The organism is Metabacillus sp. KJ11-3, assembly GCF_055808295.1.
Genome location: NZ_CM147865.1, coordinates 1,603,590 through 1,615,705, shown reverse-complemented (window position 1 = coordinate 1,615,705; position 12,116 = coordinate 1,603,590). Strand labels below are relative to the sequence as shown.

Genomic DNA, 12,116 nt, shown 5'->3' with positions numbered 1-12,116 from the left:
TGGAAAAAGATCATTTTTTCTCAACAGCGTGACCGCCAAATTCATTTCGTAATGCTGCCACAACTTTTCCGGTAAATGTGTCATCCTCAAGAGAACGATAACGCATCATTAACGCAAGAGTTATTACCGGTGCAGCTGTTTGAAGATCCAACGCTGTTTCAACAGTCCATTTCCCCTCACCTGATGAATGCATAATTCCTTTAATGCCTTCAAGCTTTTCATCTTTGGAAAAAGCATTTTCAGTTAATTCCATTAACCAAGATCGAATGACAGACCCGTTGTTCCATACTCTTGCTACCTTTTCATAATCATAGTCAAACGGACTTTTTTCCAGAAGATCAAATCCTTCCGCAATCGCTTGCATCATCCCGTACTCAATCCCGTTATGAACCATTTTTAGAAAATGTCCGCTTCCGGCTTTTCCAGAATAAAGGTAACCGTTTTCAACTGTGATATCTTGAAAAATCGGTTCTATCTCTTTAAAAACCTCTTCATTTCCACCGATCATTGTACAAGCACCATTACGAGCACCGTCTACTCCACCACTTGTACCACAATCAAAGAAATAAATTCCCATTTCTTCACATTTCTCATTACGCTTAAGTGAATCTTTATAATGAGCATTTCCTCCATCTATAATCCGATCTCCCTCTTCTAAAAATGGAAGCAGTTGTTCAAAAACAGATTGAGTTGCATCACCTGCAGGTACCATCATCCAAACGGTCCTTGGCTTTGAAAGATTACTAACAAGTTGTTTAATACTGTCAGCTGTTTGAACTCCCATGGAAGAAATTTTTTTCATAGATTCATGATTTGCATCAAAGGCTACAACATCGTACTCTTTATCTACTAAATTAAGAGATAGCTGATATCCCATCTTTCCTAGACCTATCATTCCTATTTGCATGTTTAAATCATCCTAACTGTTACGGAATTAATTTTCTTGATATCTTCATTATAAGAAAAAAATTTCTTTTTGCAAGCGTAATCAGAAAAATATTTTTTCTTTTCTAGAAATTTAGTATAATAAAAGAAAGCCCTATCAGGAGTGAACCATGATGAAAAAGTCTCAAGAACCATGTCTAGTCACCATTCGAAAGCTTTATCCAAAGTTTAGTGTGACAGAAAGAAAAATTGCTGATTTTATTTTAAAAAATCCAAATAAGATTATACATTCTTCCATTAATCAATTAGCTGAGGATTTAGAGGTAGCTGATTCAACTGTTTTCCGTTTTTGCAAACGAGTAGGTTATAAAGGATATCAAGCGATGAAAATCGCGCTCGCTTCAGAGGTTGTTTCCCCGCTACAAGATATTCATGAAAAAGTCACTGAAGGTGATACTGTTGATACCATCGCCACAAAAGTCGTTCGTTCTAATATGAAAACGCTTGAAGATACACTCTCGATTTTAAATGAAGAACAGATTCAATTAGCTGTTGACAGTATGATCGGAGCAAATACGATTGAATTCTTTGGAAGCGGTGGTTCAAGCATTATTGCACTCGATGCCTATCATAAGTTAGTTCGAACTGGATTAAAAGTACACGCTGTTATCGATACACATTTCCAGCTTATGGCAGCATCACAAATGACAGAAAAAGATTGTGCGGTATTTATCTCCCATTCTGGCTCATCAAAAGATATTCTTCATATTTTGAATATCGTCAAATCAACCGGAGCGAAGATGATTGCCATTACAAACTATGCAAAATCACCATTAAGTGCAGCAGTTGATATCCCCCTTTATACCGTATCAGATGAAACAGAGTATCGTTCTGAGGCATTATCATCACGAATCGCACAGTTAACATTAATTGATGTGTTATATGTAAATATCTTGATGAAGCGTGGCAAGGAAGGAACAGAAGCGTTAAAGAAAATGCGCGAGGCGATCCTGGTTAAAAGAATTTAAACAAAAAGCAGAGACGAATCTAAACCTCGCCTCTGCTTTTTTGTTTAATGTAATAATTGGGAAAGCTCATCTACCAATTCTGTAAACTTTCTAAGTGAATTTTCAATAGGCTCTGATGATCTTAAGTCTACACCCGTTTTCTTTAACAATTCTAAAGGATAATCAGAACTTCCGCTTTTCAGGAACTCTAAATAAGATGTTAGTGTTTCTTGATCACCTTCAAGTATTTTTGTGGCAATATGAATCGCAGATGCAAAACCTGTTGCATACTTATACACATAAAACGGACGATAGAAATGAGGAATTCTTGACCATCCGTATTTTACCTCTTCATCGAATACAACTTCATCACCATAATACTCTCTAAACAACGATTCATATGTTTCATTGAATATATCAACATTTAACGGACGGCCTTGTTCAGCTAATTCATGTGTTTTCATTTCAAACTCTGCAAACATAACTTGTGTAAAAAATGTCCCTTTAAATTGATCAATAAAATGATTGACCAAATGTTTGCGAATTTCTACGTCTGTTTCAGTGTTTAATAAGTAATTGATTAGCAGGACTTCATTTACTGTTGATGCTACTTCAGCGACAAAAATACTATATCTTGCTGTAATTTGCGGCTGATGCAAAGAGCTTAATTTACTATGTACACCATGTCCGCATTCGTGTGCCAATGTAAACAAGCTATCAAGATCATCCTGATGATTCAAAAGAATGAATGGATGAACTCCGTAAACACCTAAATTATATGCTCCTGAACGTTTACCAGGTGTTTCTCTTACATCGAGATAACGTGATTGCTTAAATTCCTTTAAGGTGTTGAGATAATCTTCTCCTAAAGGCGACAGCGCCTTACACATGATTTCATAAGCTTCATCATATGTAATGGTTTGCTTGACACCACTTACCAGTGGAACACTCATATCATATTGCCTTAATTCATCCAGCTTCAATATTTGTTTACGAACTTTTGAATATTGATGCAGGGATGATAGGTTTTCCTTCGTTGACTTTATTAGGTTGACATAGACTTCTTTCGGCACATTATCTCCAAATAACGCTTTTTCCAAGGCAGAAGGATAATGACGAAGCTTTGACATTGTCACATTGTTCTTGATCGCAGCTGAAAGTGTGGAAGCTATAGAGTTTTTCAACTGAACATATGGCTGGTAATATGCTTTATATGCTTCTTTTCGCTTGTTTCGATCTTCATCTTCAATTAATTTTGCATACATTCCTCTTGTTAGTTCTACCGATTCTCCATCATCATTTGTAATATCACCAAACTTAATATCTGCATTATTCAACATACCAAATGTGTTACTTGGAGCAGAAAGTGCCTCCCCCAGTTTAGAGACAATTTCTTCTTGCTCTTTACTTAATACATGTTTTTTATAGCGGAAAGCTTCCCATAAATCTTCTTCAAAGTAATGAAGTTTCTCCTCTGTTGTGATGTACTCTTTTAACATGTCTTCTTTCAAACTTAAAAGAAACGGCATAAAAAACGAGGTAGCGGCCCCAACCTTAACACTTAGTTGTTTTGCTTGATCTAATAATGATTGTGAACTTGTCTGTCTTGTATCTTCATCTACTTTTAACATTGCATAAGCATACAATTTATTAAACGTAAATGACAATTCTTCCTTTTGTTTTAAAAAGGAATATAAAGAGGCACCATCATGAATGTTGCCATCAAAGTTTTTTAATTCTTCAGCTTTTATGGCCACTGTTTCTAAATCTCTTTCCCAATCTTGTATGTTTGAATAAAGATCTGACAAATCCCACTTTTCATGATCTGGGACTTCTTTTCTTGATTTATATGTAGTTGTCATGTCACTCTCCCCTTTCCTTACGTGTACTCTATCTTTACACTATATTCGATAAAATTTCCATTAAGCCTTCTTAAAAAGACTTGTTTTTTTAAAAAGCAATACCCAGGAAATCGCTTTCATAAATTGATAGACATTCTTCTCTTTCGTCATTAAAATAAAGGAGATACCTTCTGAAAGCAGGGATATGTGTATGATGAAAGATTGGAAAAAGATTCTGCTGTTAGCTATACCTTCGATCGCGTCGTTTGCTTCTATGACGCTGACGGGAACAATCAACCTTATTATGGTTGGGCAATTAGGTGCTCTTGCTATTGCCATTGTCGGGGTTTCCAACATTATTATGTATAATGCTTGGGCGATTTTCTCAGGTATAGGTCACACCGTCAATTATTTGGTTGCACAAAACTATGGTTCCAATCAGATGAAAAAAGGTGTAGAACGAACTTATATCGCATTTTATTTATGTATTATAGCCAGTGTGTTTCTCCTTTTAGTAGGATTTTTGTTTCCAGCTGACATATTTCGGGTGATGGGAAGTTCTGCTGACATGATTACTGAAGGAGAAAGTTATTTGCAAATCCGCTTTTTCGCCATGATTTTTTCTGTTTTTGTCTTTGTTTTTCATGGTTTTTTACGTGGTATTGGTGATACGAAAACCCCGATGGTTAGTGCAGTTATTGGTAATCTCATTATGATCTTTCTTACATATGGATTAACATACGGCCATCTTGGTATGCCGGATTTAGGGTTGACAGGTGCTGGTATTGCCTTTTTAACCGGGGAAGTTGTGACATTTGTTATTTGTGCGTATTTTTATTTTGTTAAGTTGCATGCAAAATTCGGAACACGAACGATTGTTCCTTTTAACCGGTTGGAGTCTAAATTGATTTTTAAAGAAAGCTCAAAGCTGGGTTTTCAGGAGTTTTCGATGAGTATGGCTATGTTTGTCTTTACAGCATTTGTCACCAGATTAGGAACTCATGCTCTTGCAGCAAATGAAGTAGCTCTTAGTGTCATGAGTCTCGGATTTATGCCGGCCTTTGCTTTTGGATCTACCGCCACCATTTTAGTCGGTCAAGAAATCGGAAGAGGTGATCCAACAGCCGGTAGAAAAGCAGGTACAAACACCGCTATTTTAGGTTGTATTTTTCTTCTGATACTTGGTGTAATACAGTTTTTCCTTTCTGAGCCAATCGCAAGAGTTTATTCGGGAGATCCAATGGTGTATGAACTTGCCGGAAAGCTCATCATGATTTCCGCCTTTCTTCAATTGTTCGACGGACTGCTAAACTTCTATGCTGGAGGTTTAAGAGGAATCGGTGATACATCATTCTTATTAAAAACATCACTAGTGTTAGGGTGGGTATTTTTTATCCCTTTAAGCTATATCCTTACCTTCACCCTTCAATTATTAAGTGTAGGTGCTTGGATTTCGTTGTATTCATATTTAGCTTTATTTGGAATTACGGTGATGATTCGTTTTTATCGCACAAACTGGTCAACAATAAAGATAAAAGTTGTTTCTGATGAAGTAAAGCACAGTATTAGCTCCTAATAGAAAAAGGTGAATGGGAAATGTGGGTTAAACCATTTCCATTCACCTTTTTGTTTATTAACGAGCTACTAGTTAACTAGATTTTAGCCATTTAAAAAAACCAACTTTTCCCTGTCCTTCACAAGTTGCACATGCGATAACCCCTTGACCGTCACATGTAATACACGGTTGGTTACCTACAAGCCTAAACCCCTCTCCGGAACAGTCTTTGCAATTGAAATGTTTACTACCATCACAGCTTTTACACTTCATATGATTGCCCTCCTGTTTCAATATTGGAGCTTGATAAGATATAAATATACAGCTGCAAGGATATGCTTCAACTATTAGTTTGTAAGATTTGCTCTCAATTATAATATATTTCAATCATTGAGGGCTTATGATAGTGTAAGAATACAAAAAGATATCCTTTTTATGACACATATTACAGTATATCTACAAATCCTGTTACGTTTTATTCTCCCTTATAAGAGGGAGTTCGCTTTTCTTTAAAAGCTTTTAGTCCCTCTTGCCTGTCTTTTGTTGGAATGGTTATTTCATAAGCTTTTCGTTCAAGTGCCAGTCCAGTTAATAAATCAACTTCACTACCTTTGTCGATGGCGAATTTTGCTTGTGTTACGGCAATTGGAGCATTTTTTACAATTTTCCCTGCTAAATGAACGGCTTTCTTTTCGAGTTCTTCTGCCTTTGAGACATACTCAACTAAACCAATTTTTAGTGCTTCTTGAGCTGTTACTTTTCTCGCCGTATAAATTAGTTCTTTAGCTCTTCCCTTTCCGACCAACCGTGGTAATCGCTGGGTCCCTCCAGCTCCGGGAATAATTCCAAGAGATGTTTCTGTTAGCCCAAGATATGCGTGTTCTGACGCAATTCTTAAGTCACAAGCTAAAGCAAGCTCTGTTCCGCCTCCAAGTGCTGCACCATTAATGGCTGCTATGACCGGTTGAGGCAATGATGCAATACATTCTATCATCTGACGAATTCCATCCAGGGTTTGCCTCACCTCTTTTTCATTCATTGTGGCCCGCTCCTTCAAATCAGCTCCGGCACAAAATGCTTTTGTCCCATGTCCAGTTATAATCACACATCGTACAGTTGGGTCGTTCTTTATTTCAGATACTATGTGATCAAGTTCACTTACCATTTGTATAGATAAGGAGTTAGCTGCATTCGGCCGTTTTAGTGTTATTTTGGTGATAAATTCATCAATTTTTTCGAATGACGCAGCATGAACCATTTTATAAAATCCTCCTACTTTTTTATATGTCTATCAATAAAATCTGTCGTTGTCTCACCTTTACGAAAGGCAGTATGTGTTATTATTTTCCTTAATAACGGGATATTTGTTTTGATTCCTTCTACTATATAGTTGGAAAGGGCAATTTCAAGCTTGGTAAGCGCCTCTTCTCTACTCTTTCCCTTAACTATAAGCTTGGCAATCATAGGGTCATAATATGGTGATACAATTGACTCTTTATGAACCCCAAGCTCATGTCTAACCTCTTCCCCTTCAGGAAGACTAAGCTTTGAAATCTTTCCTGGTGAAGGAAAAAATGTGATTGGATCTTCCGCATAAATCCTTAATTCTATTGCATGACCGATACTCTTTATATCACTTTGATCAAATGGTAATGGTTCTCCTGCTCCAATTCTCAGCTGCTGTTCCACTAAATCAATTCCTGTCGTCTCCTCTGTCACTGGGTGCTCCACTTGTAATCTTGTGTTCATTTCTAAAAAATAGAATGTTTCGTTCTCATCAACTAAATACTCAATTGTCCCGGCATTTGTATATCCAATCGCCTTTGCAGCTTGAATGGATGCTTCCCCCATTTTTCTTCGGAGACGATCATCAAGAAATGGTGATGGTGCTTCTTCGACTATTTTTTGATGTCTTCGTTGTACGGAACATTCCCTTTCTCCTAAGTACACTATATGACCATATGAATCAGCCAAAATCTGAATCTCAATATGTCTGGGCCTTTCAATATATTTTTCAAGATACATCTCTTCATTTCCAAAAAAAGATTTTGCCCGCTTTTGATTTCCCTCAAATGCTCTTATCATGTCCTGATCAGATCTTACAACCTGCATCCCAATTCCCCCACCACCTGCTGAAGCTTTTAACATAATCGGGTACCCAAGTTTTATTGCAATGGCTACAGCCTCATCTGTATTGTTGATAGAAGTTTGGATACCCGGTACAATCGGAACTCCGGCACGTTTCATCGTAAGTCGGGCTTTAATTTTACTTCCCATCGAGGAAATGACTTCAGGTGATGGGCCTATAAACACAAGCCCCTCCTCTTGACACCTACTAGCAAAATGAGGATTTTCAGATAGGAAGCCATACCCGGGATGGATGGCTTCCACTTTTGAGTGTTTTGCAATTTCTATTATTTTATCAATTTTTAAATAACTGTCTGTTACACGGGGACCTCCAACAAGATACGCTTCATCTGCCAGTTTAACATGTGGTGCATCTTGATCGGCTTCTGAAAAAATCGCAACCGTCTTAATGTCCAGCTTTTTACATGTCCTGATGACTCTTACGGCAATTTCTCCTCGGTTGGCGACAAGAATTTTTTTGAACATACCATCAGCTCACTTTCACTATCACTTTGCTAACAACCTATTTGGCGGGCAATGACCATTCTTTGTACTTCTGAAGTCCCTTCCCCGATTTCTAATAATTTGGCATCTCGGAAATATCTTTCTACTTGATATTCCTTCATATATCCATATCCGCCATGAATTTGAATGGCCTGGTCACAAACTCTCATACACATTTCAGAAGCAAATAATTTGGCCATGGCAGCTTCCTTTTTAAATCCCTTTCCTTGGTCTTTCAGCCAGGCAGCTTTGTACACCATATTTCTTGCTACTTCAATATTCATCGCCATATCGGCTAGCTTAAATTGAATCGCTTGAAATGTTGATAAACTTTTTCCAAATTGCTTCCGCTCTTTTGCATATTGTAGTGACTTATCATAAGCACCTTGCGCAATACCGACGGCCATCGCTGCAATTCCAATTCTTCCGCCATCAAGTGTAGCTAAAAATTGCTTATAACCCTTTCCTTCTTCACCAAGAAGATTCTCCTTTGGAATCGTCACTTCATCTAAAATAAGTTCCGTTGTATTTGATGCATGCAAGCCCATCTTTTCGTAATTTGCCTTAACGGTAAATCCATTTGCATCGGTAGGCACTAAAAAGGCGCTTATGCCATTTGTCCCTTTGGATTGTTCTGTCACAGCTGTAACAGCTAAATGTTTAGCAAAGCTTCCGTTCGTAATAAAACATTTGGATCCGGTTAACACCCATTGATCATCTTTTAATATAGCTTTCGTTTGGGTCCCACCTGCATCAGACCCCGCATTTGGTTCGGTTAATCCAAAAGCCCCTAAATACTCCCCTTTACATAAAGGTGTGAGAAACATTTCTTTTTGCTTTTCCGTCCCAAATAAGTAAATTGGTGCTGCTCCTAACGAAATATGTGCAGAATACGTAATGCCTGTAGAACCACAAACCCTGCTCAACTCTTCAACAACAATCGCAAAACAAGTTGTATCTGCATCAGCTCCTCCGTACTTCTCCGGAAAAGGCAGCCCCAGCATACCAAGTTCAGCTAATTTTGCAAATACTTCTGCTGGAAATGCACCCGTTTTATCTCTTTCATTTGAACCGGGTGCAACTTCAGCATCAGCAAAATCACGTATGACTTTTCGAATCATGTCTTGTTCCTTTGTTAATTGAAAATCCATCCTCTCAAACCCTTTCTTTGCAGATGTTTTTTATACAGGGTGAACAGGGTGTTTTTTTCAGAAAAGATGACGTACTTGGACATATACGCTTGGAACCTGACTTGTAATTCATTTCTTAAAGAATTTGCGGGAATGACCCCGTCGATAATCATTTCAGATGCTAGCCGGTATATATCAATATCTTCACGATATTCTTCACGCATTTGCTGAATAAAAAGAGGACGCTCTTCAGCTGGAAGCTCTGCAATTTTATTTGCATAAACTGCATTCACAGCTGCTTCCGGACCCATAACAGCAATTGAGGCACTCGGTAAAGCCAAGCAACAATCCGGCTCAAATGCTGGCCCCGCCATTGCATATAAGCCTGCGCCATACGCCTTTCTGACAATAATCGATATTTTGGGTACCGTCGCTTCTGCCATGCTTGAGATCATCTTAGCTCCATGGCGGATAATCCCAGCCCTTTCGACTTTTGTCCCAATCATAAAGCCCGGAATGTCTGCCAAAAACAGCAAGGGAATATGGAATGCATCACATAAAGAAATGAATTTCGCTGCTTTATCGGCTGAATCGTGAAAAAGCACTCCACCTTTGACTCGAGGCTGATTGGCGATAATCCCAATCGATTGGCCGTTTATCCGACTAAGTCCGGTAATAAGCTCTTGGGCAAATAATGATTTGATTTCAAAAAAGAATGTTCATCTACGACTCTCTCAATGAGGTCATACATATTAAAAGGTGCATTTTGATTTTTTGGAATGATCTGTTCGATAGATTGATCAACTATTTTAGGAGAAACGGCTTCAATGATTGGTGGTTTATCTAGATAACTTGCAGGAAAATATGAGAGGTATTGTTGTGCGAAAGAGATTGCCTCAGCTTCAGATGTTGCTAAAATATCTCCACATCCTGAGACAGAACAATGCATCCTTGCTCCCCCATTTCTTCAAGGGAGACTTTCTCACCAATAACCATTTCAGCCATTCGCGGTGATCCCAAGTACATGGAAGAGTTTCCATCAACCATGATTACAATGTCACAAAAAGCAGGAATATAGGCACCGCCAGCTGCAGAAGGACCGAATAACAAACATATTTGGGGTACTTTTCCTGACAGCTTTACTTGATTATAAAAAATTCTCCCAGCTCCGCGACGTCCGGGAAACATGTCAACCTGATCTGTAATTCTTGCACCTGCGGAATCGACAAGATATAGCATTGGAACAAACAGCTTTTCTGCTGTTTCTTGAATTCGTATGATTTTTTCGACTGTTTTAGCTCCCCACGATCCTGCTTTGATTGTAGAATCATTCGCCATGACACAAACGGTTTGCCCGTTGATTTTTCCGATTCCTGTCACTACGCCATCAGCAGGGAAGTTTTCTTGTTGACAGTTCGCCAGTAGACCATCTTCCAGCTCCAATCCTTCGTCAAGCAATAATTGAAGTCGTTCCCGCACAAATAGTTTTCCCTTATCTTTGTTTTTTTCATGATACTTTCTTGGTCCGCCTTTTTTTATTTGGTGAATGCGTTCATGTAATGTATCATCAGTAGACAATGACCATCCCTCCTTTAATGTCCCCATTTTTCATTTTAATTGAGTTAGTAAACTATGACTTGATAGAGGTCTCCCTATTCTATCTTGGATAAAAGCGGCAGCTTTGTGAAGTTCCTTTACGTCAACTCCTGTATGAATATCCATCTTATGGAGCATATATAAAAGGTCATCTGTTGCGACATTTCCCGATGCGCCTGGGGCATACGGGCAACCGCCAAGTCCACCTAGAGAACTATCAAAAATAGTAATCCCCGCTTCTAAGGAAGCGATTACATTCGCAAGTGCCGTTCCTCTTGTATTATGAAAATGCATGGCAAATTGCTCAGCAGAAAAACTCTTAAGTAATAGAGTTAATAAGTCATCTACCTGTTTTGGTGTTGCTACACCGATTGTGTCACCTAATGAAAGTTCATAGACACCCATATCAAATAACTCATCACACAGTTTCAGGACATCCCAATAAGATATATTTCCCTCATATGGACAACCAAATACAGTTGAAAGATACCCACGAACAGATTTTCCTGAACATTTCGCATCATCAATGACAGATTTCAAGATTGGCAGAGTGTCATGAATTGACTTATTGATATTTTTCTTATTATGAGTCTCACTTACAGAAAGAAAAACAGACACTTCATCAATGTTTGATTCTAAAGCCTTTTCCAGTCCCTTTTGATTTGGTACCAGTGCTGCATATGTGACACCCTTTTCTCGCGTTATATTTTTGGCAACCTGTTCTGAATCTGCTAAGGCTGGTATCCACTCCGGATGAACAAAAGAGGTAACTTCAATATACGATAAACCTGTACGAGACAAATGATTAATCCATTCTACTTTATCTTTTGTGGATATAAATGTTTTTTCATTCTGTAATCCATCACGCGGCCCAACCTCTTTAATTGTTACAGTTTGCGGCCATTTCAAAGCTTTTCCTCCTTCTAGTTGATTTCGATTAAATTGTCTCCTTCATTCACAAAATCTCCTTCATTGAATAGAATCTTTTTGACACAACCTTTTGTATCTGCTGTAATTGGAATCTCCATCTTCATTGATTCCAGGATGACAACTTCTTGACCAGCCTCCACATTATCATCAATATTCACAAGAATCTTCCATATACTTCCTGCCATATTTGCTTGTATATAGCCCATGATTTTCCCCCTCACTTACTTAAAACTAAACATTTATTGCTTATTACTATCTTATTCGGGGAAATGCTCGTTATAATCGAAATATAGTATTTTGATTATTTAGATAAATGGATTTGTAGAAATAATAAAGAAAACTCGCCAAGTGGCGAGTTTTCTTTATTTATTCCTGCAAAATTTACAAACCTTTATTAGATCATTTGTTTCTGATCGATGCGGGTATACGAGCTTAATTCTTGTTTTTCCGCATATGGGACATGTTCCTCTCCCTTTTGATGGCAATGACTTTAATGTTTTACCTCGATATCTTTTCGCCAACTTTTTCCAACTCCATCCAT

Annotated in this window: 10 protein-coding genes and 1 pseudogene; 2 read left to right on the top strand and 9 right to left on the bottom strand. The window is 38.0% G+C overall.

Features of this window, described 5'->3' with window-relative positions; all coding sequences use genetic code 11:
- Window positions 1-10: 10 nt before the first annotated feature.
- Window positions 11-907 carry a phosphogluconate dehydrogenase (NAD(+)-dependent, decarboxylating) gene (gene gnd / locus AC0L8O_RS08500; protein ID WP_473447338.1) on the bottom strand — a complete coding sequence of 299 codons (897 nt, stop codon included), beginning with the start codon at window positions 905-907 and terminating at the stop codon, window positions 11-13.
- Window positions 908-1,058: 151 nt separating this feature from the next.
- Between gnd and AC0L8O_RS08495 the strand changes: the two genes are divergently transcribed.
- On the top strand, window positions 1,059-1,913 hold the full coding sequence (locus tag AC0L8O_RS08495) for a MurR/RpiR family transcriptional regulator (protein ID WP_473448772.1): 855 nt from the start codon (window positions 1,059-1,061) through the stop codon (window positions 1,911-1,913).
- A gap of 44 nt (window positions 1,914-1,957) precedes the next feature.
- Here AC0L8O_RS08495 and pepF read toward each other — a convergent pair whose 3' ends face one another.
- On the bottom strand, window positions 1,958-3,754 hold the full coding sequence (gene pepF, locus AC0L8O_RS08490; protein WP_473447336.1) for an oligoendopeptidase F: 1,797 nt from the start codon (window positions 3,752-3,754) through the stop codon (window positions 1,958-1,960).
- 190 nt (window positions 3,755-3,944) lie between these two features.
- Here pepF and AC0L8O_RS08485 point away from each other — a divergent pair, with 190 nt between their 5' ends.
- A complete protein-coding gene (locus AC0L8O_RS08485) occupies window positions 3,945-5,309 on the top strand; it encodes an MATE family efflux transporter (protein WP_473447334.1) in 1,365 nt (454 codons plus the stop codon).
- Window positions 5,310-5,381: 72 nt separating this feature from the next.
- Here the strand turns inward: AC0L8O_RS08485 and AC0L8O_RS08480 are convergent, their stop codons facing one another.
- From AC0L8O_RS08480 to AC0L8O_RS08450, 7 genes and pseudogenes are all read right to left on the bottom strand, one after another.
- Window positions 5,382-5,561, bottom strand: a complete 180-nt coding sequence (locus AC0L8O_RS08480) for a hypothetical protein (RefSeq protein ID WP_034332259.1) — start codon at window positions 5,559-5,561, stop codon at window positions 5,382-5,384.
- A 202-nt stretch (window positions 5,562-5,763) separates the two neighbouring features.
- The gene (locus AC0L8O_RS08475) at window positions 5,764-6,546 is read right to left on the bottom strand and encodes an enoyl-CoA hydratase (RefSeq protein WP_473447332.1); all 783 of its coding nucleotides are present in this window, start codon (window positions 6,544-6,546) and stop codon (window positions 5,764-5,766) included.
- A gap of 14 nt (window positions 6,547-6,560) precedes the next feature.
- The gene (locus tag AC0L8O_RS08470; RefSeq protein WP_473447330.1) at window positions 6,561-7,901 is read right to left on the bottom strand and encodes an acetyl-CoA carboxylase biotin carboxylase subunit; all 1,341 of its coding nucleotides are present in this window, start codon (window positions 7,899-7,901) and stop codon (window positions 6,561-6,563) included.
- Between the two features lie 29 nt (window positions 7,902-7,930).
- Window positions 7,931-9,070 carry an acyl-CoA dehydrogenase gene (locus tag AC0L8O_RS08465; RefSeq protein ID WP_473447328.1) on the bottom strand — a complete coding sequence of 380 codons (1,140 nt, stop codon included), beginning with the start codon at window positions 9,068-9,070 and terminating at the stop codon, window positions 7,931-7,933.
- A gap of 30 nt (window positions 9,071-9,100) precedes the next feature.
- Window positions 9,101-10,654: pseudogene (locus tag AC0L8O_RS08460) on the bottom strand (acyl-CoA carboxylase subunit beta).
- Between the two features lie 3 nt (window positions 10,655-10,657).
- On the bottom strand, window positions 10,658-11,554 hold the full coding sequence (locus tag AC0L8O_RS08455) for a hydroxymethylglutaryl-CoA lyase (protein ID WP_473447326.1): 897 nt from the start codon (window positions 11,552-11,554) through the stop codon (window positions 10,658-10,660).
- Window positions 11,555-11,568: 14 nt separating this feature from the next.
- The gene (locus tag AC0L8O_RS08450) at window positions 11,569-11,781 is read right to left on the bottom strand and encodes an acetyl-CoA carboxylase biotin carboxyl carrier protein subunit (protein WP_473447324.1); all 213 of its coding nucleotides are present in this window, start codon (window positions 11,779-11,781) and stop codon (window positions 11,569-11,571) included.
- Window positions 11,782-12,116: the final 335 nt, after the last annotated feature.

Bases quoted from the DNA above. Each gene is read 5' to 3' on its own strand.
- AC0L8O_RS08485 (WP_473447334.1), top strand. From the start codon at position 3,945: ATGATGAAAGATTGGAAAAAGATTCTGCTGTTAGCTATACCTTCGATC.
- AC0L8O_RS08495 (WP_473448772.1), top strand. From the start codon at position 1,059: ATGAAAAAGTCTCAAGAACCATGTCTAGTCACCATTCGAAAGCTTTAT.
- AC0L8O_RS08450 (WP_473447324.1), bottom strand. From the start codon at position 11,781: ATGGGCTATATACAAGCAAATATGGCAGGAAGTATATGGAAGATTCTT.
- AC0L8O_RS08480 (WP_034332259.1), bottom strand. From the start codon at position 5,561: ATGAAGTGTAAAAGCTGTGATGGTAGTAAACATTTCAATTGCAAAGAC.
- AC0L8O_RS08475 (WP_473447332.1), bottom strand. From the start codon at position 6,546: ATGGTTCATGCTGCGTCATTCGAAAAAATTGATGAATTTATCACCAAA.
- AC0L8O_RS08465 (WP_473447328.1), bottom strand. From the start codon at position 9,070: ATGGATTTTCAATTAACAAAGGAACAAGACATGATTCGAAAAGTCATA.
- gnd (WP_473447338.1), bottom strand. From the start codon at position 907: ATGCAAATAGGAATGATAGGTCTAGGAAAGATGGGATATCAGCTATCT.
- pepF (WP_473447336.1), bottom strand. From the start codon at position 3,754: ATGACAACTACATATAAATCAAGAAAAGAAGTCCCAGATCATGAAAAG.
- AC0L8O_RS08470 (WP_473447330.1), bottom strand. From the start codon at position 7,901: ATGTTCAAAAAAATTCTTGTCGCCAACCGAGGAGAAATTGCCGTAAGA.